This window comes from Halomonas alkalisoli, from assembly GCF_021412585.1.
Classification (GTDB): domain Bacteria; phylum Pseudomonadota; class Gammaproteobacteria; order Pseudomonadales; family Halomonadaceae; genus Halomonas; species Halomonas alkalisoli.
Genome location: NZ_JAKCMI010000037.1, coordinates 239,133 through 261,662 on the forward strand (window position 1 = coordinate 239,133; position 22,530 = coordinate 261,662).

Consider the following 22,530-nt stretch of genomic DNA (forward strand, 5'->3'; position numbering starts at 1 on the left):
AGGAGAGCCCATGGCTCTGGCAACCCCGATCAACGACCCCCGCCTCCTCGACCGTCTGCGCCAGATCCGTCTACTGGCCCTCGATGTCGATGGGGTACTGACCGACGGTCGCCTCTATTTCCAGGCCGACGGCGTGGAGATCAAGGCATTCCACACCCAGGACGGACTGGGCATCAAGCTGCTGCGCCGCGCCGGCATCCAGGTCGCCCTGTTGACGGGCCGTGACTCTCCCATGGTCAGCCATCGCGCCGCGTCACTGGGCATCGACCACGTCTTCCAGGGCTGCCAGGACAAGCTGGCCACCCTGCGCGAGCTCTGCCGGCGCAAGGACCTCTCCCTGGAGCAGGTCGCCTACTGCGGCGACGACCTCCCCGACCTGGCCGCCATCCAGCGTGCCGGCATCGGCATCACGGTGCCCGGGGCCCCGCCCTATATCCACTCCCTGGCCGACTGGATCACCACGCGCAGCGGTGGCCACGGGGCCGTTCGCGAGATCTGCGATACCTTGCTCGAAGCCCAGGGTCACCGGGACGCACTGGTCGACACCTACCTTCACGTCCAGCACTGACCGCATGCTACCCAAGCGCCTGCCCCGCCCCTCGTTTCGACTGTGGCTTCTGCTGATCCTGATTGGCCTGGGAGCACTGCTGGCGTGGCTGGCCCCCTGGCAGACCCCCTCCCCCGGCCCGGTGCCCACCGATGAGGCCGGGGAGCCGGACTACTACCTCGAAGAGGCCAGACTGACGCGGTTCGACGCCCAGGGGCGGGCCCACCAGCGCCTGGACAGCCCGCGCCTGGTGCATACCCCCCATGATGATGTCACCCGGGCAGTAACCCCGGTCGCCCACTTGATCGATCGAGAGGGGCGGCTCTGGATCGCCAACGGCGACGAGGGGCGGCTCGGCCCCGGGGGCAATCCACTGACGCTGACCGGCAACGCCCGCCTGTTCGCCCCGGAGGAGCGCTGGCAGCTCGATACCGACATCCTGCACTTCGATGCCGATGTCGGGCACGCCTGGAGCGACACCCCGGCACTGCTCCAGCAGCCGCCCCAACACATGCGCGGCGATCGCTTCGATGCCTGGATCCATGACAACCGGTCACGATTGACCGACAATGTTCGCGGCCACCACCCCCCGGTAGGCGCCCAGCGGGGCCAGGCCGACGCCGTCAACCCAGAGGATGTCACGCCATGAAGCGATACAAGTTCCCGACCGCCCGAATGCTGCTCACCCTGGCGCTGGTTGGCATGGCATGGGCAGGCGGTGCCGCCGTGGCCCAGCAGCGCGACGCCGATCAGCCCATCGAAGTCGAGGCCGACCAGCTCGACCTCGACGACACCGCCGGCACCGCCGTCTATACCGGCGACGTGGACATTCGCCAGGGCACCATGCGACTGACCGGCAACCGGGTGGAGATCCGCCGCAACCAGGCCGGTGAGCTGACCCGCGCCACCGCCACCGGCGAACGCGCCTATATCGAACAGCAGCCCGATCCCGACGAACCCGTGGTGCGTGGCTGGGGACGTACCATCGTCTACCATGTCGCCGAGCGACGGGTAGAGCTGATCGACCAGGCCGAGCTGCATCAGCGGGGCGACACCTTCGATGGCGGCTATCTCGAATACTTCCTCGATCGCCGCGTGGTTCAGGCGCGTGCCGAGAGCGAAGGGGTCGAAGGTCGCCAGCGGATTCGCATGACCCTGCAACCGGAGCGCTGATGTGCCCATGAAGACCCTGCGAGCCACTCACCTGGCCAAGAGCTACAAGCGTCGCCGCGTGGTGCACGACATCAGCCTCTCCATCGAGCAGGGCAGCATCGTCGGCCTGCTCGGCCCCAACGGCGCCGGCAAGACCACCTCCTTCTACATGATCGTCGGCCTGGTCCGCGCCGACGCCGGCGAAGTGCACATCGACGACCTGAACCTGAGCGGATCGGCCATGCATGAGCGCGCCCGCGCCGGCATCGGCTACCTTCCCCAGGAAGCATCGATCTTCCGCAAGCTCTCGGTGGCGGATAACATCATGGCGATTCTCGAGACGCGCAAGGACCTGGACCGTCGCGGACGCCGGGCCCGTCTCGAGGAGCTGCTGGAAGACTTTCACGTCACCCATATCCGCGACAATCTCGGCATGAGCCTATCCGGCGGCGAGCGACGGCGGGTAGAGATCGCCAGGGCGCTGGCCACCGAGCCCGCCTTCATCCTCCTCGATGAGCCCTTCGCCGGCGTGGACCCCATTTCGGTCGGCGAGATCAAGGGCATCATCCGCCAGCTCAAGGCGCGCGACATCGGGGTCCTGATCACCGACCACAACGTGCGCGAGACCCTGGATATCTGCAATAGCGCCTACATCGTCGGAGACGGACAGATCATCGCCGAAGGCGACGCCGATGCCATTCTGGCCAATCGCAGGGTGCGTGAAGTCTATCTGGGCGAGGACTTTCGCCTGTAACGAGCCCGAGCCGGGGCAACACAACCGCTTGTTGTCAATAATTATATGGTCATGCGGCATGGAAATTGCGCATGGCATGCTTATTGCAAACAAAGCACTTGCAAGACGACCCGCAGCGGGCTAGGGTGGTTTTTTTCGGCAGATGAGCCCCTATTCTCATGGCCATGAAAGCATCCTTGCAACTCCGTGTCGGCACCCAGCTGACCATGACGCCCCAGCTGCAGCAGGCGATCGCGCTGCTGCAGCTCTCGACGCTCGATCTGCGTCAGGAGATCCAGCAGGCGCTGGAAGCCAACCCCATGCTGGAGCTCGACGACGGCTTCGGCGAGCAGACCGCCGAAGAGGCCCAAGACGACGACTGGGCCAGCGAAATTCCCTCCGAACTTTCCACCGACAGCGACTGGTCGGACACCTACCCCGACCATGGCGCCAGCTCGGGCAGCGGCGAAGGACCCGACTTCGAGCGCCAGGCCGCCGGCCAGAGCCTGGCCAGCCACCTGATCTGGCAGCTGGCGATGACCGACCTGAGCGAGCGCCAGCGCCAGATCGCCGAGAGCCTGATCGATGCCGTGGACGGCACCGGCTACCTGGCGCAGCCGCTGGAAGAGATTCGCGACGGGCTGCGCCAGCAGGGCCTGGAAGGCCTGCCGACCCGGGAGGTCGAGCAGGTGCTGCTGCGCCTGCAGCAGTTCGAGCCCACTGGCGTCTTCGCCCGGGACCTGCGTGAATGCCTGATGCTGCAGCTCGCGGCACTACCCGACGACACCCCGCTGCTCCCCCAGGCCAGGCGCCTCGTGCGCCAGTTCCTCGAGGCCCTGGCCAGCGACGATCGCCGACTGCTCAAGCGCCGCCTGGGCCTGGACGATGAGGCCCTGGAGGAGGTGATCGGCCTGATTCGCTCGCTGGACCCGCGCCCGGGCAGCGAGTTCGCCGAGGTGGGTGGCAATTACATCACCCCCGACCTGCTCGCTCGCCATGACGAGCGCGGCTGGCGCGTCGAGCTCAACGCCGACGCCCTGCCCAGGCTACGCATCCAGCCCGACTACGTGGCCCTGGTACGCCGCGCCGACAAGAGCCAGGACAACCAGTTTCTCAAGGATCACCTCCAGGAGGCGCGCTGGCTGATGAAGAGCCTGGCCAGCCGTAACGACACCCTGCTGCGGGTCGGCCGCGAGATCATGGCCCGCCAGCTCGACTTTCTCGAGCAGGGGGAGGAGGCCATGCGGCCACTGATCCTGGCCGATATCGCCCAGGCCGTGGACATGCACGAATCGACCATCTCCCGTGTGACGACCCAGAAATTCATTCACACGCCACGCGGCGTGTTCGAACTCAAGTTCTTCTTCTCCAGCCATGTCGGCGGCGGAGAAGGCGAAGGCGACGCCTATTCCAGCACCGCGATTCGTGCCCGGATCCGCAAGCTGGTACAGGACGAGCCGCCCCGCAAGCCGCTGTCGGACAGTCGCCTGGTCGATCTGCTGGCCGAGGACGGCATCCGCGTTGCGCGGCGAACCGTCGCCAAGTACCGGGAAGCGTTGGGCATAGCCTCTTCCAGCGAGCGCAAGCGCTTTCGCTGACCCGACACCCCTACCTTTGGCCCTTCGCAGGAAACCGGCAAGGTAGGGGTTTGCAGGGCCCTAAAAAGGGTTACAATCGGGACACCACTCGAAGGACGAAGGAGCCTGTCATGCAAGTCAATATTACCGGCCACCATGTGGAACTGACCGATGCCCTGCGTGACTACGTCAGCGAAAAACTGACCCGCGTGCAGCGCCACTACGACAACATCACCAACGTCCAGGTCACGCTTTCGGTAGAGAAGGAGCGTCAACTGGCCGCCTGCACCCTGCATGCCGCCGGCGCAGACCTTCACGCCGAAGCCATGGATCCCGACATGTACGCCGCTATTGACGCACTGACCGACAAGCTCGATCGTCAACTGGTCAAACACAAGGAAAAGGCCCAGGCCCGCGCCCAGGGCGCCGGCATTCGCTGATTGCCATGACACTGGAAACCATCCTGCCCCCGGAGCGCGCCCTGTTCGACGTGCCCGGTGGCAGCAAGAAGCGGGTGCTGGAGTTCTTCAGCACCTTCATCGCCCAGAACACGCCGAGCCTCGACAGCCAGGAAGTCTTTGCCCGCCTCATCGGCAGGGAGCGCCTGGGCAGCACGGGCATCGGCAATGGCGTGGCCATCCCTCACGCCCGGAGCCCCCACTGCCACAGCCCGGTCGCGGCATTCCTGAAGCTGGCAGAACCCATCGATTTCGACGCCATCGACGGCGAGCCGGTCGACCTGGTCTTCGTGCTGCTGGTGCCGGAAGAAGCCGATGACACGCACCTGGCGCTACTCAGCCAGGTCGCCAGCGTGATGAACGACGTCGACACGCGAGTCGGGCTGCGCAAGAGCACCAGCCAGCGTGAGCTCCACGAGCGACTCATCGAGGCGATTCGACGACAGACGCCGTCCTGATACACCCCGGGCCGCCCGGCCAGCCAACCAGGAGACCCGCATGCAGCTCGTGATCATCAGTGGCCGTTCCGGCTCCGGCAAGTCGATCGCACTGCAGGCGCTCGAAGACCTGGGCTACTACGCCATCGACAACTTCCCGGCAATGCTGCTGGGATCGCTGGTGGAGGAACTCCCCAGCGGACCGTCCGGACAATCCTCCATCGCCGTCAGCATCGATGCCCGCAACCTGCCCCACGCCCTGGAGCGCTTTCCACGCCTGCTCGAGGAGCTTCGCTCGCGGCAGATCGATTGCCAGGTCATCTACCTCACCACGGACGCCCGCATCCTGATCGAGCGTTACTCGGCCACACGGCGTCGCCATCCGATGACCCGCGGCAGCGACATGACGCTGGGGGAGGCAATCGAGTCGGAAGACGCCACCCTGAGCGACATCCGCAATCTGGCGGACCTGATCATCGACACCTCACGGCTGTCGGTCCACGACCTGCGCGGCCGCATCACCGACCAGGTCGCCAGCCACCGGCCCGATCAGCTGACCCTTACCGTGGAATCCTTCGGCTTCAAGGGGGGCGTGCCGCTGGATGCCGATATCGTCTTTGACGCCCGCTGCCTGCCAAACCCGTACTGGGACCCGCGCCTGCGCTCCGCCACCGGCCGCGATCCCAGTATCGTCGCCTTTCTTGAGCAGTACCCGCTGGTGGGCGAAATGCTCGACGACATCATCGGCTGGATCGAGCGCTGGCTCCCCGCCTATCGCAGCAGCCATCGAAGCTACCTCACCGTCGCCATCGGCTGCACCGGCGGACAGCACCGTTCGGTTTACCTGGCCGAGCGGCTGGCACACCACCTGGCCCAGCGGCAACCCGACGTTCGCCTGCGCCACCGGGAGCTCGGCATCCATACGCCGATCTCCTCTTCCGCGCCGGCCGCACCGGGAAAACCTGAATGCAAGGAGCCCTGAGCGTGGTCAGCCGCAAGCTCGTATTGACCAACAAGCGCGGCCTTCATGCCCGAGCGGCCACCAAGCTGGTCCAGTGCTGCCAACCCTTCCAGGCACGCGTCACCGTCAGCCGTGGCGGCCAGGATGCCGACGCCTGCAATATCATGTCGCTGCTGATGCTCGGCGCCCCATGCGGCACCGAGCTGACGGTGAGCGCCGAGGGCGAGGACGCCGAACAGGTACTCGATGCGCTGGAAACCCTGTTCGATGCCCGCTTCGAGGAGGATGCCTAAAGCCCCCCCTCGCCTGGACGTGACACAGCGCCCCGATAACCCGCCTCAGCCTCCGGCGATGGTCATCTCATCGATCAGCCAGCTGCCGGAATGGATGCTGCCACGGGTGTCGATATCGCTGCCGACGGCGGCCAGCCCCTTGAACATCGCTTCCATATTCGAAGCGATGGTGAACTCCTCCACCGGGTGCTGGATTTCCCCGTTCTCCACCCAGAAGCCGGCAGCGCCCCGGGAATAATCGCCGGTGACGCCGTTGACCCCCTGCCCCATCAGCTCGGTGACGAGCACCCCGCGGCCCATGCGCGCCAGCAGTTCGTCACGGGTTGCCAGCGGAGCGTCGATACGCAGGTTCCGCGCACCGCCGGCGTTGCCGGTGGTTTGCATGCCGAGACGCCGGGCACTGTAGGCGGACAGCATGTAGCTGGCCAGTTGCCCATTCTCGATGAAGACGTTGTCACGGGTCTGGACCCCGTCGTTGTCGAAGGGGGAGCTGGCCATGCCGCCCCTCTCCATGGGCCGCTCATAGAGGGAGAACCAGGCCGGGAAGAGCCCGTCGCCCAGGCGGTCGCAGAGAAAGGAGGCCTGCCGATACAGGGAGCCACCGGCGATCGCACTCATGAAATGGCCAATCAGGCCGCTGGCAACGGTGGCATCGAACAGCACCGGCAGGCGCCCGGTATCGGGCCGCCGGGAGCCCATGCGGCGCAGTGTCTTCTCCGCCGCCGACCGGCCGACAACCTCGGGTGCAAGCAGGTCCTGCGGATCGCGGGCACTGGTGTAGTCGTAGTCGCGCTGCATGCCCCCTTCGTCCTCGGCGATCAGCATGCAGGAAAGCGAGTGTCGGCTGCCGCACTGGCTGCCCAGGAAGCCGTGGCTATTGGCATAGACCCGCACGCCTTCGCCACTGGAGAGCGAGGCCCCTTCGGACTGGCGTATCCCCGGCTGGCTCCTGCCGGCAGCCTCGCAGGCCAGGGCCAGGTCGATGGCCTGCTCGGTGGTCAACGCCCATGGGTGGTGCACGTCCAGATCGGGGAGCTCCGTCGCCATCAGCGCGGCATCCGCCAGCCCCGCCGCGGGATCCTCGCCGGTGTAACGGGCGATGGCCATGGCTTTTTCCACGACCGCGCGTATCGACTCATCGCTGGCATCCGTCGAGGAGGCACTACCCTTGCGCCCCCCCTGATAGACGGTCACCGCGATGCCCTGGTCGCGGGACAACTCGACGGTTTCCACTTCGCCCTCACGCACGCTGATGCCGATTCCCTGGTCGACGCTGGCACCCACTTCGCAGGCGTCGGCGCCCAGGCGGCGTGCCAGCGCCAGTGCCTGCTCGGCACGGGACGTCAGCAACGGCTGTTGAGCGGCGGCATCGAAAGCCTGTGTCATCTGTCTCTCCCTCATTCACCGGCCCGGCCGGCATTCGAACGTGTCAGTATCCCGCCATGCGCTGGCGGGCTGGTATACTGTGTCGCATTGATCCCACCGGGGCGATCAAGCTCACGATACTGTTGACCCTTCACACTAGTTGGTAACGGCATGTCCCAGGAAGTCCCTTCACAGCCAGACGAGCGGCCCAGCAAGTCACAGCTCAAGCGCGAGATGCACAAGCTGCAGGCGCTGGGCGAACAGATCATCGCCATGACGCCCGCGGAGCGGTCACGGTTCCCGCTCTCCGACGACCTGCTGGCGGCGGTGGAGGAGACCTCGCGCATCCGCTCCCATGAGGGGCGTCGCCGCCATATGCAGTACGTCGGCAAGCTCATGCGCGGCGAGGACCTCGACGCCATCCAGGCGGTGTTCGATTCCATCGAGCAGGAGTCCCGCCATCGCGACCTGGCCTTCCACCGTCTCGAGAAGTGGCGTGACCGCCTCATCGAGGAGGGCGACGACGCCGTCGAGACCTTCATCGCCGACTATCCCGATGTCGACCGCCAGGCCCTGCGCCAGCTGATTCGCAACGCTCGTCGCGAGCGTGAACAGGACAAGCCCCCCACCAGCTCGCGGCGCCTGTTCCGGCTGATCCGCGATACGGCGGGGCTCTAGCAGCCCCGGCAACACCGCCGGGAGGCCTGCGGCCTCCAGTCGCGACGGGAACCGGCGCTCCTACAGCGAAGACTCATAGACAAGTCTCTATTGGAGCGCTCGGCATGGCACAGCCGGCCTTCTACAGTGCACCTCAACCAGCCTGCGACATGCCGCCTATCTTCAGGAGGCAGTCCCGCCGATAGTGAGTTCATCAAGCTTGAGCGTCGGCTGGCCCACGCCCACCGGCACCCCCTGCCCGTCCTTGCCACAGACGCCGATCCCGGTATCCAGCTCCAGGTCGTGGCCGATCATCGAGACCCGCCCCATGGCCTCCGGGCCATTGCCGATCAGCGTCGCGCCCTTGACCGGCGCGGTGATGCGGCCGTCCTCGATCAGGTAGGCTTCGCTTGCCGAGAAGACGAACTTGCCCGAGGTGATATCCACCTGCCCGCCACCGAAGCTGACGGCATAGATGCCGCGCCTGACACTCTTGATGATATCGGCCGGCTCGTCCTGACCGGCCAGCATGTAGGTGTTGGTCATGCGCGGCATCGGCATATGGGCGAAGGATTCGCGACGGGCGTTGCCGGTGGGCGCCATCCCCATCAGCCTGGCGTTGAGCTTGTCCTGCATGTAGCCGGTGAGAATGCCGTCCTCGATGAGCGGCGTATACTGCCCCGGCGTGCCCTCGTCATCCACGCTCATGGAGCCTCGCCGATCGGCCAGGGTGGCATCGTCGACCACCGTCACGCCAGGCGATGCCACGCGCTCGCCCATGCGCCCGGCAAAGGCCGAGCTTCCCTTGCGATTGAAGTCGCCCTCCAGGCCGTGCCCCACCGCCTCGTGCAGCAGGATGCCCGGCCAGCCTGGCCCCAGTACCACCGGCAATTGTCCCGCCGGCGCATCCACCGCATCGAGGTTGACCAGTGCCTGGCGCACGGCTTCCCGGGCATAGCGCTCGGCCACGTTCTCGTCACGCAGGCGAGCCATGGCATAGCGCCCACCGCCGCCCGCGCTGCCACGTTCGCGACGCCCATTCTTCACCGCGATCACGCTGACGTTGAAGCGCACCAGCGGCCGGATATCCGCCGCCAGGGTGCCGTCGCTGGCGCGTACCAGGACGACTTCGTGGACGCCGGAGAGCGACGCACTGACCTGGGAAACCGAGGGGTCGGCGGCGCGAGCCGCGCGGTCGGCTTCCTTGAGCAGGGCGATCTTCTCCTCGGCCGAAAGGCCGGAGAGGGGATCGATGGCGTCGTAGCGTACGCTGGCCTGGCTGATCACCCGGGGCGCCGCCGACAGCGCAGCGCCGCTACGCACGATGCCAGACGCCGTACGCCCCGTCTCAGCCAGGGCATCGGCCGTGATCTGGTTGGAGTAGGCGAAGCCGGTCTTCTCACCGGCCATGGCGCGCACGCCTACGCCGCCATCGATGTTGTAGCCGGCCTCCTTCACCTCCCCATCCTCCAGCACCCAGCTCTCGTGCCAGCTGCGCTGGAAATAGAGGTCGGCGTAGTCGACGCCGGGAGTGAGCACGTGCCTCAGGCCGGCATCCAGCGACTCGAGGCCGAGGCCGCCGGGACGCAGCAGGATATCGGCGGCGGTATCGAGCATGGCTTGCGGTCGTGTCGTCATTCGGCGGTTTCCAATGTGATCTGCGGCGAGGTCCAGGGACCGCGCACGCGATAGTGAATTCGGGTGACCCGGTCGATGGCGCGGCCGAAGAGGCGATCGGCGATGAACAGGGCACCGCCCACCACCGGGGCCCCGGCGATAACGGCGGCCAGGGGCAGGCTGCTGCTGACTGGAACTGTGACGCCCAGCCGCTGGTCGAGTTCCCGCCGGGCCAGGTCGACGGTGCCATCGAGCGTGAAGGTGGTTGCCGGTCCGCTGATATGCACGGGCCCCTGGGTTTCCAGCACGCCTGCATACAGGGTAGCGGCACCAACCACATGATCGAAAGCCGTACCCTGCCCGGTCACGTCGGAAAAGTCCATTCGCAGCCGGCGTACCAGGTTGTCCACGTTGAGCAGGCCGACAAGCCTGGCCGTCGGTGACTCCAGGTTGACGAAGCGCCCATTGCGCAGCTCCACGTCGATATTGCCACGCGAGCGGGCCAACGCGAACTGCCACGGCGCTCCCGGCCAGGCAAGCTGGCTTCTGACCCGGGTCTCACCACTGCGAATGGCCACCGGCTGACCGAATTTCTCCAGCGCCGAGCCCAGGTCCCGGCCATCCAGGGAGAGCCGGGAGCGGGTCAGGCTGTCGCCCGGACCGGCCGACTCCCAGATCACTTCGCCATGGGCCGAGACCTGCCCCAGGGTCAGGCCCAATGGCGACACGGTCAAGCGGTCCGGCCCGCTCTGCCAGCGAGCGGTCAAGGGCCCCATCTGACGCCCCTGGTACTGAATATCGGCAATCCGCAGGCGTCCATGAGGTAGCTGGCCGACCCAGCTTGGCAGCGGCGCGGGGTCGGTTGCCACGTCGATTTCGTCCAGCAATGCACCCACGCCCTCCTGTTGTGCCGGCATCAGGCCGTCCAGGGTCAAGCGCTGCAGGGTAATATCGAGGGGATCGGCCAGCGTCGGACGGTAGTCGAGATGGCCGGTCAACAGGCTGGAGTCCATGTTCACACGCCATCCCCCTCCGGCCTGAGGCTGGGCCGACGCCGTCGCCGCCCCCAGGCAACCATCCGGGCCTACCAGGCAGGCCGTCTCCAGCCTCAGCCGCCGCAACGGAGACTCGCCGGCCGCCGCTTCCCCGGCGTCCGCCAGCAAAGCCAGGACACCGCCCCACTCGCTGAAGTCGAGACGTGTCGGGTAGAGGTCCAGATCCCAACCCTCACCGTTGGGCCAGGCCGGAGAGCTTGGCCAGCGCCCCAGCCAGGCCTGCCCCTGGCCGCCGCCCGGACCCGGCGTGTCCCTCCAGCGCACCCGCAGCTCGCCACCCAGCTCGGCTTCTACGCTTCGCCTGTCCAGGTCGGCGTCGACCCACAGGGAGCGCGTTTCTCCCGCCGCCTTCCCCAGCGGGGCCGGCAGATCGATGGCCAGGCCCTGCAGACCGCTCTCCAGGCGAAACGTGTTGCGCTCACTGGTGCGCAGCCTTCCCTGCCAGGGCAGCCGGCCGGATAGCAGTGGCCCGAGGTCGGGCACGGCGTCCAGCTCGAACAGGCGGGCTACGTCGATGGCACCTTCGAGATCGACCCTGCCGGCCCGGGTATCGATATCCGCCGCGAGAGGGCCCCCCAGCAGGCGAGCCTCCAGCCGCCCCTGGAGCGCACCCGCCTCCTCGCCTCGCTGACGCCAGGCCAGCGGGCCGCTGACGTCGCGCAATGTGACGCCGAAGTCCCGGTGGGTCAGCTGCTCCAGCGCCACCGTGGTCTCGAGGTCCAGCGCCATGTTTTCGGGCTCGCCGAGAGGCAGGCCAAGGAGCAGCTCACCGGTGGCCCCACCGACGCCCCGCCATGGATCGACCAGCTCCATGCCCTCCACCGGCATGGCCCCGAGATACCGGCGCAGCGCGTCGGCATCGGCGATCAGGTCACCGCTCACCGCCAGATATTCATCGGCAAGGGTGACGCGGCCGCGACGCACTTCGACGCCGAGGCTTTCGGCATAGTGGACATCGGCCTCCAGGGTATCGATACCCAGCTGCAGCCGGCCTTCGACCTGCTCGAGGGCCGGCCAGTCGGGCGAGAAGGGTAGCCGACCACGCTCGATATCCAGGTCCAGCGCCATGCTGGGAGGAACACGCTCCCCGCCGAGGAACAGGGGCAGGTGGAGCTTGAGCGAGCCCCTGGGCACATGGCCGGCCACCCCGGCGCCCAGCCACGCCTCGAGTTCGTCGCCGAGCACGCCGACCGGCAGCCACGCCATGAGGGGACGCTCCAGGGCATCGGCATCACGGAACTGCAGGTCCAAGCCCAGGCCGCCGCGCAGATCGCCGCCGACCACCAGCCCGAAGCCGCCCTCCACCTCGGCCCCCTGCCAGCCCGCCTTCAGGCGACGTCCGCTGACGAAGCTGCGCGGCCCGTCATAGGACCAGCTGACCACTCCGCTGGCGTGGGACAGCGCCATGGGGTCGGCGAAGATCCGCGGCAGTTCGAAAACCGGGTCGTCGACGCCGACAAAATGCACCCGACCGGAGAGGTCCCGCGCCTCGACCCAGGCATCCAGCGGCCCGCCGCCCGGCACCTCTCCCCAGGCCGAGACGGCAACCTGATGGACCGCGGCTCGCGCCACCCAGCTGCCGTTCTCCCGGCCCACCGCCAGGCCCGCGACCAGCCCGCGAGGATCGAGCGTCTCGATCACCCGTGTCAGGCCCTCGGGCAGCAGGGCCCGCTCCCGCCATGCGGCGAGTGAAGCGAGGTCGAACTCGCTGGTGGTAAGCCACCACTCGTCTGGGCTGTGCCGCAGGTACCAGTAGCGCGGCAACGCCGGCCCCGGCGCTGCCGCCAGCGCCTCCGGCTCGGCCCAGTCGGTGGCCTCGGCATCGCCCTCCATCCAGGCTTCCCAGCCATCCTCGCTGCGCAACCATTGACCGCGGGCCTTGAAGGGTTCCATCAGGACGAGATCGCCACCGCGCCGCAGGGCCAGCCGGGGGACATCGATATCCAGCCGGGCATCGGCCAGCGATCCCCGGTGCCAGCGCCCCCATAGTCGGGCGTCCCCCTGGGCCTCCTCCAGCCGCAGGGGGTCATCGAAGGCAAGCAGCTCGACCAGGCCGATCAGCGTATCGAACTTCATGTCGGCCTGAAGGGCGGCGCTGAAGTCGCGCAGCCCACCGGGACCCGGGAAGACGTCCAGGGCGGCCACCAAGGCAGGCTCATCCTGGCCTTCGAGATGCACTTCCCCTTCGAGATGGGCATGACGCTCGTCACCGGTGAGCAGAAGCCGCGGGGCATGCATCTCCACCCGCTCCTGCTGGCCATGCAGCACCAGGCGAACGTCCTCGGCCCAGGCACGCTGGCGCAGCAACACACCTACCCAGAAGTCCAGCGCCTCCAGGTCGAAGTCGCCCTTGGGCATGAACTCAGGGGGAATGTCAGCGGGATCGGGCCAGTGCCAGCCGCCCTGCTCATCCTGGTAGAGGTGCAGCGTCAGGCCTCTCAGCCGGGCATCCTCCACGACCGGAAAACCGTTTCTGGCGGTATCAGTGGCGTTCAGGCGCAGGCTGGCATGCTCGACTTCCAGTAGCGGCACCCCGTCGGGCCCACGCTGACTGCGGACGGTCAACCCACCGCCCCGAAGCAGGGGATCGAGCCCGGCCAGACGGGCCTCCATGCTCGCCAGCTCGACCACCGCTCCCGAACGGGCCTCCAGCAGCCGCTCGACCCGCGGCGCGAGTTCGTCGACCTGGGTCAGGGCAAGGCGCAGCACCAGCGTCGCCAGCGCCAATAGCCCCAGCACGATGGCCGCCAGCGTCAAGACCCAGCGGCCTAGCAGACGTATCGGATGCATCGCGGCGTCACATCAGCACGATGTCGTACTGCTCCTGGGAGTAGTGGTTCTCCACCTGAAAGCGGATGGTCTTGCCGATGAAGGTCTCCAGATCGGCCACCGCCGCGGACTCCTCGTCGAGCAGACGATCCACCACCGACTGGGAGGCCAGCACCATGTAGGTCTCCGCGCTGTAGGCGCGCTCCTCGCGCAGGATCTCGCGGAAGATCTCGTAGCAGACCGTCTCGGCAGTCTTCAGCGTGCCGCGCCCCCCACAGGTTGGACAGGCCTCGCACAGCGTTTGCTCCAGGCTTTCCCGGGTGCGCTTGCGCGTCAGCTGAACCAGCCCCAGTTCGGTCACGCCGGTACACTTGGTCTTGGCATGGTCACGCTCCAGCGCCTTCTCCAGCACACGCAACACCTGCCGCTGGTGCTCCGTCTCCTCCATGTCGATGAAGTCGATGATGATGATGCCACCCAGGTTCCGCAGGCGCAGCTGCCGGGCGATGGCGTTGGCCGCCTCGAGGTTGGTCTTGAAGATGGTCTCTTCGAGATTGCGATGGCCCACGTAGCCACCGGTATTGACGTCGATGGTCGTCATCGCCTCGGTCGGATCGATCACCAGGTAGCCGCCGGACTTCAGCTGCACCTTGCGCCCCAGGGCCTTGATGATCTCATCCTCGACGCTGTAGAGATCGAAGATGGGACGCTCGCCGGGGTAGTACTCGATGCGAGCCGAGGAGTCGGGCATGAACTCTTCGGCGAATTCGATCAGCTTGACGTAATTCTCCCGCGAGTCGATGCGCACCTTCTCGATGTCGTCACGCATCAGGTCGCGCAGGGTACGAATGAACAGGGGAAGGTCGTCGTAGATGACGCTGGGAGACGGGGCGGAGACCTTGCGCTCGCTGACCTTGCGCCACAGTCGCAGCAGGAAATGCATGTCGGCGAAGAGCTCTTCCTGCCCCACGTTCTCGGCTGCGGTGCGAACGATGAAGCCACCGGTGACCTCGATATCCTGCTCGAGCTGGCAGCGTTCGAGCAGTTCACGCAAGCGCTCGCGCTCGCGCTCGTCCTCGATGCGCTGGGAGACGCCGTGATGCGGGGAGTCCGGCATATAGACCAGGTAGCGTGACGGCACCGACAGGTGAGTGGTCAGGCGGGCGCCCTTGGAGCCGATGGGATCCTTGGTGACCTGGACCACCAGGGACTGCCCTTCGCTGAGCAGCTGCCCGATGGCGACCTGCTCCTCGGAAGGGGTGCCCGGCGGCATGACCTCATGGACATGGATGAAGGCGGCACGGTCCAGGCCGATGTCGACGAAGGCTGCCTGCATGCCAGGCAGAACCCTCACCACGCGTCCCTTGTAGATGTTGCCGACGATGCCTCGCCGGCGCGTACGCTCGATGAGCGCCTCCTGCAGTACTCCGTTTTCCACCACGGCTACCCGGGTTTCCATCGGCGTCAGGTTGATCAGTACTTCGCCGCTCATGCGGAAATCCTTGTCCAGTCAGTCTTCGGAGCATTATGACATAGTGCGGTCGGCAGACAGGGGCGTTATCGGCCGAGACGGTTCCACAGCGGCACGCCCTGACGCGTCAGGAGCGTCGCGGTCTCGAACAGCGGCAGCCCGACCACCGCCGAGTGGCTCCCCTCGATGCGCTCGATGAAGACCGCAGCCAAGCCCTGGATGGCATACCCCCCGGCCTTGTCGGCAGGCTCGCCGGTGTCCCAGTAGGCGGCAATCTCGTGCTCGGCTATGTCGCGCATGACCACCTCCGTCGTGACGCAGGCTTCCAGCATACCCGCCGGACCGGACACCGCCACGGCAGTCATCACCCGATGGCGGCGTCCCGATAGCGTGCGCAGCATGGCGGCCGCATGCTGCCGATCATCGGGCTTGCCCAGGATCACGCCATCACAGACGACCGCCGTGTCCGACCCCAGCACGGGCAGGGAGGAGAACCTGGCGCCGGCGCTCGCCTTCTGGCGGGCCAGGCGGGCAACGTAGACAGCGGCGGACTCGGCGTCGCCGGGTGTCTCATCGATGTCGACCGGGCGAACCTCGACCTCGACCCCGATCGACGCCAGCAGCTCTCGGCGGCGCGGCGATGCCGACGCCAGGCAGAGGACCGCAGTGGTGGACGATGCGCTCATGCGGTGGACTCCGGATCAGCCAGTGTCGGCGAGGCGGCGTTCCATGGCCTGGAACATGGTGGTCAGCCAGGGCCACAGCACGGCACCGATCAGCGAAGGCAGCAGAAAGGCAAGATGCATCGAGAAGGGGCCGAAGAGTGTCCGCAACCACTGCTCGACAAGCTGCACCAGGCCGAGCAGCACCAGGATCAGCAGCGACTGCTGCAACAGGGAGTAGGTGCGAAAGCGCGGATAGACCAGCGCGGCCAGGAAGGCCAGCAGCGAGAGCGTCAGGGCATTCTGCCCCAGAGGGGCGCCCTCGATCAGATCCAGCAGGATGCCCAGCACGAAGCCGTGGAGCACCCCCACCCGGTCGGGAGCCGACATGCACCAGTAGATGAGCATCAGACCCAGCCAGTCCGGGCGCCATATCTGCCACCCTTCGGCCAGGGGCATCACCTGGAGGCAGAGGGCCAGCAACAGCGTCAGCCATACCCAGGGCAGTGCGGTGCGGTGCGTATTCGCCATCAGTCTGCCTCCTCCCCGCGCACCGCATCGGCGCCGGCGGCCTGTCCGGCAGGAACCTGCACGGCAGGCGCCTGTTCATCAGAAAGCCGATCCGGGTCGATATCCCATGACTCATCGTCCGGCACCGCCACGGGGTCTGGCGGAAACAGCAGCAGGAAGTGGCGTGAACGCTGCAACATGGCGACAGGCGCAGCGTTGACCCGGGCGAAGGGCTGGCCGGGGTCATGCACCACCTCGGTGATCCGCGCCACCGGGTAACCGGCAGGAAAACGTCCGGCGAGCCCCGATGTCACCAGCAGGTCACCCTCACGAATATCGGCGGTATCCGGCACATGCAGGACCCGCAGTTCATCGTAATGACCGCTGCCCTGCACAATAAAGCGCAGGCCGTTGCGATTGACCTGTACCGGTAGCGCATGGCTCGCATCCGCCACCATCAAGACTCGGCTCGAATAGGCGGAGACGGCCGTCACCTGCCCCACCAGACCCGAGGCATCCAGCACCGGCTGCCCCACATAGACGCCATGGCGCCGGCCCCGGTCGATCACCATCTGGTGATTGAAGGGGTCGGGGTCCAGCGAAAGCAACTCAGCGGTGATATAGGGGGATTCCTTGCGCGCCGCCGCACCCAGAAGCTCTCGCAGGCGCACGTTCTCGGCCGTCAGGCTGGACATATGCTGAACTCGATGCGAGAGATGCAGGATCTGCTCCCGCAGTCGCTGATTCTCTTCCACCAGGGCCCGCTGGTCCGAGAGGGCCAGGGAGCCCCAGGCCAGGACATCGCTGGGCACGGCCACCAGCCACTGGATCGGCGCCACTACGGAGGAAAGCTGGGCACGCACCTCTTCCATGCGCGTCAAGCGATGATCGGCAAACATCAGGGCGGAGGCGAGCATCGCACACAACAGCATGCGATAACCTGGTACCGATCCGTGAGAAAACAGCGGCTTAATGGCGAATCTCCCCCAAGTCTCCTTTACGCCTTGCCGGTATCAGGGAAGGTCTGAAGCCGTCACCGAGCGGTCGAGTACAGGCGCATGGAGCACGGCGGGCCATGCAAGCGAATGGGCTGCATGGACCGGCTCGCAAGGTACCACCGCACGACGAAGCGCCCCGACCGCTCAGGCACTTGCGGACAAGGCCTAGTCGCTGGACAGCAGTTCGAAGGTATGGCGGTCGATCATCTCCAGCGCCTTGCCGCCACCCCGGGCCACGCAGGTCAGCGGATCTTCGGCGACGATGACCGGCAGCCCCGTCTCCTCGGCGATCAGCTTGTCCAGGTCACGCAACAGGGCACCACCACCGGTCAGCACCAGGCCGCGCTCGGCGATATCGGAGGCCAGTTCCGGCGGAGACTGTTCCAGCGCACTCTTGACCGCAGCGACGATGGAGGCCAGCGTCTCCTGCAGGGCATCGAGGATCTCGTGGGAATTGAGGGTGAAGCTGCGCGGAATGCCCTCTGCCAGGTTGCGCCCGCGCACGTCGATCTCGCGCAGCTCGCCGCCGGGGTAGGCGCAGCCGATCTCCTCCTTGATGCGCTCGGCGGTGGCCTCGCCGATCAGGCTGCCATAGTGGCGGCGAACATAGGCGGTGATGGCCTCGTCGAAGCGATCGCCACCGACGCGGATGGATTCGGAATAGACCACGCCGTTCAGCGAGATGATGGCGATTTCGGTGGTACCACCACCGATGTCGACCACCATGGAGCCCTGGGCGTCGTCCACCGGCAGGCCGGCGCCGATGGCAGCCGCCATGGGCTCCTCGATCAGGAACACCTCGCGGGCACCGGCACCTTCGGCCGACTCCTTGATGGCGCGTCGCTCGACCTGGGTCGACATGCAGGGCACGCAGACCAGCACGCGCGGACTCGGCGTGAGGAAGGTGCTCTGATGAACCTTGCGGATGAAGTGCTGAAGCATCTGCTCGGTGACGGTGAAATCGGCGATCACCCCGTCCTTCATCGGTCGTATGGCGGTGATGTTACCCGGCGTACGGCCCAGCATACGCTTGGCATCGGCGCCGACGGCGGCCACGCTGCGCATATTGCCGGACTGGCGGATGGCCACCACCGACGGCTCGTCAAGCACGATGCCGCGACCACGGACGTATATCAGTGTATTGGCCGTACCCAGATCGATCGACAGATCGCTGGAGAACAGCCCCCTCAAGCGTTTGAACATGGACGTCGTTACCTAGTGCAGACCGGGGACCCTTGTGCGGATGCAAACGGTATCATCGCGGCCCCCGCGCAGCAAGCAACATGCCACGCCCATCACCGAGAGAAGAGTGCCCGCGGCACGTCGAATGTGGTACCTTTTCCCGCTATTCAACACCCCCAATCCGTGCGAGGACACCCAGCCCATGGCGCTTGAACACGCAGACGTGCAGCGGGCCGCCCACCTGGCCCGCCTTGGCCTGAACGACGACGAGGCGGCCGGCTATGTCGATGATCTTGGTCGTATTCTGGAAATGGTCGACATGCTTCAGGCCCTCGATACCGAAGGCGTTGCCCCCCTGGCCCACCCGCTGGATGCCACTCAACGCCTGCGTGCCGATGAAGTCACCGAGAGCGACCAGCGCGACGAATTCCAGCGCTGTGCCCCTGCCGTCGAGAACGGACTTTATCTGGTGCCCCGGGTCGTCGAATGACCGCACGCGCCCTCTTCCGTTAACGGCACGCCTTCATGGAGCCATGCCGCATGCATGACAAGACTCTTGTCGAACTCGCCCGGGCGCTCGACGCCGGCGAGTTCTCCAGCCGCGAGCTGACCCAGCACCTGCTGGGCCGCATCGACCGCCTCGACGGTGAACTGAACAGCTTCATCACCGTCACCTTCGACCAGGCCCTGGCCGCCGCCGACGCAGCCGATGCCACGCGTGCCAAGGGCAACGCCGGGCCGCTCACCGGCCTGCCGCTGGCCCTCAAGGACATCTTCTGCACCCGCGGGGTGAAGACCAGCTGCGGCTCGAAGATGCTCGACAGCTTCGTCTCACCCTACGATGCCACGGTGGTCGAGAAGCTCAGGGCCGCCGGCACGGTGAGCCTGGGCAAGACCAACATGGACGAGTTCGCCATGGGCTCTTCCAACGAGAACAGCCACTATGGCCCGGTGCACAACCCCTGGGACTTCACCGCGGTTCCCGGGGGCTCCTCGGGGGGCTCCGCCGCCGCGGTTGCCGCCGGGCTGGTGCCCGCGGCCATGGGCACCGACACCGGTGGCTCGATCCGCCAGCCGGCCGCTTTCTGTGGCATCACCGGTCTCAAGCCCACCTATGGGCGGGTGTCGCGCTACGGCATCATCGCCTATGCCTCCAGCCTCGACCAGGCGGGTCCCATGGCCCGCACCGCCGAGGATTGCGCGCTGCTGCTCGGCGCCATCGCCGGGCACGACCTGCGCGACTCCACCTCTGTCGCCCGCGGCGTACCCGGCTATTCGAAGGAACTCGCCGCACCGTTGAACGGCCTCAAGATCGGCCTGCCCCGCGAGTACTTCGGTGACGGCCTCGACCCGGCAGTGGAGAAGGCCACCCGCGAAGCAATCGCCGTCTTCGAGTCGCTGGGTGCCAGCGTGCGCGAGGTGAGCCTCCCGCACACCCACTACGCCATCCCGGCCTACTACGTCATCGCCCCGGCCGAGGCCTCCTCGAACCTGTCGCGCTATGACGGCGTCCGCTTCGGCCACCGCTGCGACAACCCGGCCGACCTGATCGACCTCTACAAGCGCAGCCGCGCCGAAGGCTTCGGCGACGAGGTCAAGCGACGCATCCTGATCGGCACCCATACCCTCTCCGAGGGCTTCTTCGACGCCTACTACAAGAAGGCCCAGCAGGTTCGTCGTCTGATCCGCCAGGATTTCCTCGACACCTTCGAGGAGGTCGACGTGCTGATGGGGCCAGCCTCACCTACGCCGGCCTTCGACCTGGGAGCCAACAAGGACCCGGTGTCGATGTACCTGCAGGACATCTACACCATCGCCGTCAACCTGGCCGGCATTCCCGGCATCAGCGTGCCGGCCGGTTTCGTGGGCCAGCGCCCGGTGGGCCTGCAGATCCTCGGCAGCCACTTCAGCGAGGCGCGGCTGCTCAACGTCGCCCACCAGTTCCAGCAGGCCACCGACTGGCACCGTCGCCGTCCCGCCTTTGCCGAGGAGAACGCCTGATGCAATGGGAAACCGTGATCGGGCTGGAGGTCCACGTCCAGCTCGCCACCCGCTCGAAGATCTTCTCCGGTGCGTCCACGGCCTTCGGCGCCGAGCCCAACACCCAGGCCTGCGCCGTGGACCTGGGCCTGCCCGGCGTGCTGCCGGTGCTCAACGAGGCCGCCGTGGCCATGGCCGTGCAGTTCGGCCTGGCGATCCACGCCGAAATCCCCGAGGTATCGGTCTTCGACCGCAAGAACTACTTCTACCCCGACCTGCCCAAGGGCTACCAGACCAGCCAGATGTATCACCCCATCGTCGGTGCCGGCGAAGTGGAGATCACCCTGGATGACGGCAGCACCAAGCGCATCCGCGTCCACCATGCCCACCTGGAAGAGGATGCCGGCAAGTCGCTGCATGAGGACTTCCACGGCATGACCGGGGTCGACCTCAACCGGGCCGGCACCCCGCTGCTGGAGATCGTCTCCGAACCGGACCTGCGCTCGGCGAAGGAGGCCGCCGCCTACCTCAAGGCGATCCACTCCATCGTCACCTACCTCGGCATCAGCGACGGCAACATGGCCGAGGGTTCGATGCGCTGCGACGTCAATGTCTCGGTACGCCCCCGGGGCCAGGAAGCCTACGGCACCCGTGCCGAGATCAAGAACGTCAACTCCTTCCGCTTCGTCGAGCGTGCCATCGCCTTCGAGGTGGAGCGCCAGGTGGAGCTGATCGAGGATGGCGGCAAGGTGATCCAGGAGACTCGCCTGTTCGACCCCGACCGGGACGAGACCCGCAGCATGCGCACCAAGGAGGAAGCCAACGACTACCGCTACTTCCCCTGTCCCGACCTGCTTCCCGTGGTGCTCGACCAGGCCTATGTCGATCACCTGCGCAGCAACCTGCCGGAGCTGCCCGCCGAGAAGCGCGCCCGCTTCGAGCAGGAGCTGGGGCTTTCCGCCTACGATGCCAGCGTGCTTTCCGCCACGCGGGAGATGGCCGACTTCTTCGAAGAGGCCAAGAACGTCTGTGGCGATGCCAAGCAGGCCGCCAACTGGGTCCAGGGCGAGCTCTCCGGTGCACTCAACCGGGAGGGCCTGCCGATCGCCGACAGCCCCGTTTCGGCCCGCCAGCTCGGCGAACTGATCGCCCGGGTGATGGACGACACCATCAATGGCAAGGCCGCCAAGCAGGTCTTCCAGGCCCTGTGGAACGGTCAGGGCGCCAGTGCCGACGACATCATCGAGGCCCAGGGTCTCAAGCAGGTCACCGACAGCGGTGCCATCGAAGCGATGATCGACCAGGTGATTGCCGAGAGCCCCGCCCAGGTCGCCCAGTACCGCGACGCCGAGCCGGACAAGCGCGGCAAGATGATCGGCTATTTCGTCGGCCAGGTCATGAAGGCCTCCCGGGGGACCGCCAACCCCCAGCAGGTCAACCAACTGCTGAAAGAGAAGCTGGACGCGCTCTGCTGAGCCCATCGGGGCATGACGCGCCGACGGCGCGCATGCCCCGGCTGCCTAAACCACAAGGAGATCAGGATGGCGGATGACGTCGGTGCACGGCTGCGCGCCTTGCGTACTCTACGCGGCATTTCACAGCGCGAGCTGGCCAAGCGCTGCGGCGTCACCCATTCCAGCCTGTCGTTGATCGAACAGGGCAAGGTCAGTCCCTCGGTCAGCTCCCTGAAGAAGATCCTCGATGCCATTCCCATCAGTGTCGGCGACTTCTTCACCATGGACCTGGAGAGCCGAGATCAGGTGTTCTATTCCGCCGCCGAGCTCGCCGATGTGGGCACCGGCGAGGTCATCTACAAGCTGGTCGGCGCCAACCGCGCCAGCCGTGCGCTGGCGTTCATGATCGAGACCTACCCTCCCGGCGCCGATACCGGCCGCGAGATGATCGCCCACCAGGGCGAGGAAGCCGGCGTCGTGCTGGAAGGCGAGATCGAGATCACCATCGGTGCCGAATCCCGCACCCTCGGTGCCGGCGAAGCCTACTACTTCGATACCAACGTGCCCCATCGCTTTCGCAACCCCGGCAAGGAACCCTGCCGTCTGGTGAGCTGCTGCACCCCCGCTCGAACATTCTGACCCGCCTTCCACT

The 22,530-nt window shown here is 66.6% G+C and carries 22 protein-coding genes; 14 read left to right on the plus strand and 8 right to left on the minus strand.

Annotation, left to right across the window (positions count from 1 at the left end; genetic code table 11):
- Positions 1–10 precede the first annotated feature (10 nt).
- From LY622_RS17320 to LY622_RS17360, 9 genes are all read left to right on the plus strand, one after another.
- Positions 11–568 (plus strand): KdsC family phosphatase, encoded by a 558-nt coding sequence (locus LY622_RS17320; protein WP_234292025.1) that lies wholly within the window; start codon positions 11–13, stop codon positions 566–568.
- Positions 569–572: 4 nt separating this feature from the next.
- Positions 573–1,196: an LPS export ABC transporter periplasmic protein LptC gene (gene lptC, locus LY622_RS17325; protein WP_234281286.1), complete on the plus strand. Its 624-nt coding sequence runs from the start codon at positions 573–575 to the stop codon at positions 1,194–1,196.
- Entirely contained in the window at positions 1,193–1,720 is a 528-nt protein-coding gene (gene lptA, locus LY622_RS17330) for a lipopolysaccharide transport periplasmic protein LptA (RefSeq protein WP_439649597.1), read from the plus strand. The genes lptC and lptA overlap by 4 nt, the downstream gene beginning before the upstream one ends.
- A 7-nt stretch (positions 1,721–1,727) precedes the next feature.
- A complete protein-coding gene (lptB, locus tag LY622_RS17335; RefSeq protein ID WP_234292026.1) occupies positions 1,728–2,453 on the plus strand; it encodes an LPS export ABC transporter ATP-binding protein in 726 nt (241 codons plus the stop codon).
- Positions 2,454–2,611: 158 nt separating this feature from the next.
- Complete coding sequence (locus tag LY622_RS17340; protein ID WP_234292027.1) at positions 2,612–4,030, plus strand: RNA polymerase factor sigma-54; 1,419 nt, start codon at positions 2,612–2,614, stop codon at positions 4,028–4,030.
- A 110-nt stretch (positions 4,031–4,140) separates the two neighbouring features.
- The gene (gene hpf, locus LY622_RS17345) at positions 4,141–4,449 is read left to right on the plus strand and encodes a ribosome hibernation-promoting factor, HPF/YfiA family (RefSeq protein ID WP_234292028.1); all 309 of its coding nucleotides are present in this window, start codon (positions 4,141–4,143) and stop codon (positions 4,447–4,449) included.
- 5 nt (positions 4,450–4,454) lie between these two features.
- Positions 4,455–4,925, plus strand: coding sequence for a PTS IIA-like nitrogen regulatory protein PtsN (ptsN, locus tag LY622_RS17350; RefSeq protein WP_234292029.1), 471 nt, complete (start codon positions 4,455–4,457; stop codon positions 4,923–4,925).
- A gap of 40 nt (positions 4,926–4,965) precedes the next feature.
- Positions 4,966–5,886, plus strand: a complete 921-nt coding sequence (rapZ, locus tag LY622_RS17355) for an RNase adapter RapZ (protein ID WP_234292030.1) — start codon at positions 4,966–4,968, stop codon at positions 5,884–5,886.
- A 2-nt stretch (positions 5,887–5,888) separates the two neighbouring features.
- A complete protein-coding gene (locus tag LY622_RS17360) occupies positions 5,889–6,158 on the plus strand; it encodes an HPr family phosphocarrier protein (protein ID WP_234292055.1) in 270 nt (89 codons plus the stop codon).
- Between the two features lie 45 nt (positions 6,159–6,203).
- On the opposite strand, the gene pmbA is transcribed toward LY622_RS17360, so the two are convergent.
- Complete coding sequence (gene pmbA / locus LY622_RS17365) at positions 6,204–7,544, minus strand: metalloprotease PmbA (protein ID WP_234292031.1); 1,341 nt, start codon at positions 7,542–7,544, stop codon at positions 6,204–6,206.
- A gap of 150 nt (positions 7,545–7,694) precedes the next feature.
- Between pmbA and yjgA the strand changes: the two genes are divergently transcribed.
- Positions 7,695–8,201: a ribosome biogenesis factor YjgA gene (gene yjgA, locus LY622_RS17370; RefSeq protein WP_223135646.1), complete on the plus strand. Its 507-nt coding sequence runs from the start codon at positions 7,695–7,697 to the stop codon at positions 8,199–8,201.
- Between the two features lie 162 nt (positions 8,202–8,363).
- Here yjgA and tldD read toward each other — a convergent pair whose 3' ends face one another.
- The 7 genes from tldD to LY622_RS17405 form a co-directional block, all read right to left on the minus strand.
- Entirely contained in the window at positions 8,364–9,818 is a 1,455-nt protein-coding gene (tldD, locus tag LY622_RS17375) for a metalloprotease TldD (protein WP_066449774.1), read from the minus strand.
- Positions 9,815–13,642 (minus strand): YhdP family phospholipid transporter, encoded by a 3,828-nt coding sequence (locus tag LY622_RS17380; protein WP_234292032.1) that lies wholly within the window; start codon positions 13,640–13,642, stop codon positions 9,815–9,817. The genes tldD and LY622_RS17380 overlap by 4 nt, the downstream gene beginning before the upstream one ends.
- Positions 13,643–13,649: 7 nt before the next feature.
- Complete coding sequence (gene rng / locus LY622_RS17385; protein WP_066449777.1) at positions 13,650–15,113, minus strand: ribonuclease G; 1,464 nt, start codon at positions 15,111–15,113, stop codon at positions 13,650–13,652.
- A gap of 65 nt (positions 15,114–15,178) precedes the next feature.
- Complete coding sequence (locus LY622_RS17390; protein ID WP_234292033.1) at positions 15,179–15,778, minus strand: Maf family protein; 600 nt, start codon at positions 15,776–15,778, stop codon at positions 15,179–15,181.
- 15 nt (positions 15,779–15,793) lie between these two features.
- Positions 15,794–16,285 (minus strand): rod shape-determining protein MreD, encoded by a 492-nt coding sequence (mreD, locus tag LY622_RS17395; RefSeq protein ID WP_234281296.1) that lies wholly within the window; start codon positions 16,283–16,285, stop codon positions 15,794–15,796.
- The gene (gene mreC, locus LY622_RS17400) at positions 16,285–17,196 is read right to left on the minus strand and encodes a rod shape-determining protein MreC (protein WP_234292034.1); all 912 of its coding nucleotides are present in this window, start codon (positions 17,194–17,196) and stop codon (positions 16,285–16,287) included. The genes mreD and mreC overlap by 1 nt, the downstream gene beginning before the upstream one ends.
- 231 nt (positions 17,197–17,427) lie before the next feature.
- Complete coding sequence (locus LY622_RS17405; RefSeq protein WP_043514225.1) at positions 17,428–18,465, minus strand: rod shape-determining protein; 1,038 nt, start codon at positions 18,463–18,465, stop codon at positions 17,428–17,430.
- A gap of 181 nt (positions 18,466–18,646) precedes the next feature.
- On the opposite strand from LY622_RS17405, the gene gatC reads away from it, so the two are divergent.
- The 4 genes from gatC (at position 18,647) to LY622_RS17425 (ending at position 22,517) form a co-directional block, all read left to right on the plus strand.
- Positions 18,647–18,934: an Asp-tRNA(Asn)/Glu-tRNA(Gln) amidotransferase subunit GatC gene (gene gatC, locus LY622_RS17410; protein WP_234292035.1), complete on the plus strand. Its 288-nt coding sequence runs from the start codon at positions 18,647–18,649 to the stop codon at positions 18,932–18,934.
- A gap of 50 nt (positions 18,935–18,984) precedes the next feature.
- On the plus strand, positions 18,985–20,445 hold the full coding sequence (gene gatA / locus LY622_RS17415; RefSeq protein ID WP_234292036.1) for an Asp-tRNA(Asn)/Glu-tRNA(Gln) amidotransferase subunit GatA: 1,461 nt from the start codon (positions 18,985–18,987) through the stop codon (positions 20,443–20,445).
- The gene (gene gatB / locus LY622_RS17420; protein WP_234292037.1) at positions 20,445–21,899 is read left to right on the plus strand and encodes an Asp-tRNA(Asn)/Glu-tRNA(Gln) amidotransferase subunit GatB; all 1,455 of its coding nucleotides are present in this window, start codon (positions 20,445–20,447) and stop codon (positions 21,897–21,899) included. The genes gatA and gatB overlap by 1 nt, the downstream gene beginning before the upstream one ends.
- A gap of 66 nt (positions 21,900–21,965) precedes the next feature.
- On the plus strand, positions 21,966–22,517 hold the full coding sequence (locus tag LY622_RS17425) for a cupin domain-containing protein (protein WP_234292038.1): 552 nt from the start codon (positions 21,966–21,968) through the stop codon (positions 22,515–22,517).
- Positions 22,518–22,530: the final 13 nt, after the last annotated feature.

What these genes read in the sequence shown, in the direction of transcription:
- LY622_RS17320 (WP_234292025.1), top strand. Translation starts at nt 11, where the DNA reads ATGGCTCTGGCAACCCCGATCAACGACCCCCGCCTCCTCGACCGTCTG.
- lptC (WP_234281286.1), top strand. Translation starts at nt 573, where the DNA reads ATGCTACCCAAGCGCCTGCCCCGCCCCTCGTTTCGACTGTGGCTTCTG.
- lptA (WP_439649597.1), top strand. Translation starts at nt 1,193, where the DNA reads ATGAAGCGATACAAGTTCCCGACCGCCCGAATGCTGCTCACCCTGGCG.
- lptB (WP_234292026.1), top strand. Translation starts at nt 1,728, where the DNA reads ATGAAGACCCTGCGAGCCACTCACCTGGCCAAGAGCTACAAGCGTCGC.
- LY622_RS17340 (WP_234292027.1), top strand. Translation starts at nt 2,612, where the DNA reads ATGGCCATGAAAGCATCCTTGCAACTCCGTGTCGGCACCCAGCTGACC.
- hpf (WP_234292028.1), top strand. Translation starts at nt 4,141, where the DNA reads ATGCAAGTCAATATTACCGGCCACCATGTGGAACTGACCGATGCCCTG.
- ptsN (WP_234292029.1), top strand. Translation starts at nt 4,455, where the DNA reads ATGACACTGGAAACCATCCTGCCCCCGGAGCGCGCCCTGTTCGACGTG.
- rapZ (WP_234292030.1), top strand. Translation starts at nt 4,966, where the DNA reads ATGCAGCTCGTGATCATCAGTGGCCGTTCCGGCTCCGGCAAGTCGATC.
- pmbA (WP_234292031.1), bottom strand. Translation starts at nt 7,544, where the DNA reads ATGACACAGGCTTTCGATGCCGCCGCTCAACAGCCGTTGCTGACGTCC.
- yjgA (WP_223135646.1), top strand. Translation starts at nt 7,695, where the DNA reads ATGTCCCAGGAAGTCCCTTCACAGCCAGACGAGCGGCCCAGCAAGTCA.
- tldD (WP_066449774.1), bottom strand. Translation starts at nt 9,818, where the DNA reads ATGACGACACGACCGCAAGCCATGCTCGATACCGCCGCCGATATCCTG.
- LY622_RS17380 (WP_234292032.1), bottom strand. Translation starts at nt 13,642, where the DNA reads ATGCATCCGATACGTCTGCTAGGCCGCTGGGTCTTGACGCTGGCGGCC.
- rng (WP_066449777.1), bottom strand. Translation starts at nt 15,113, where the DNA reads ATGAGCGGCGAAGTACTGATCAACCTGACGCCGATGGAAACCCGGGTA.
- LY622_RS17390 (WP_234292033.1), bottom strand. Translation starts at nt 15,778, where the DNA reads ATGAGCGCATCGTCCACCACTGCGGTCCTCTGCCTGGCGTCGGCATCG.
- mreD (WP_234281296.1), bottom strand. Translation starts at nt 16,285, where the DNA reads ATGGCGAATACGCACCGCACCGCACTGCCCTGGGTATGGCTGACGCTG.
- mreC (WP_234292034.1), bottom strand. Translation starts at nt 17,196, where the DNA reads ATGCTGTTGTGTGCGATGCTCGCCTCCGCCCTGATGTTTGCCGATCAT.
- LY622_RS17405 (WP_043514225.1), bottom strand. Translation starts at nt 18,465, where the DNA reads ATGTTCAAACGCTTGAGGGGGCTGTTCTCCAGCGATCTGTCGATCGAT.
- gatC (WP_234292035.1), top strand. Translation starts at nt 18,647, where the DNA reads ATGGCGCTTGAACACGCAGACGTGCAGCGGGCCGCCCACCTGGCCCGC.
- gatA (WP_234292036.1), top strand. Translation starts at nt 18,985, where the DNA reads ATGCATGACAAGACTCTTGTCGAACTCGCCCGGGCGCTCGACGCCGGC.
- gatB (WP_234292037.1), top strand. Translation starts at nt 20,445, where the DNA reads ATGCAATGGGAAACCGTGATCGGGCTGGAGGTCCACGTCCAGCTCGCC.
- LY622_RS17425 (WP_234292038.1), top strand. Translation starts at nt 21,966, where the DNA reads ATGGCGGATGACGTCGGTGCACGGCTGCGCGCCTTGCGTACTCTACGC.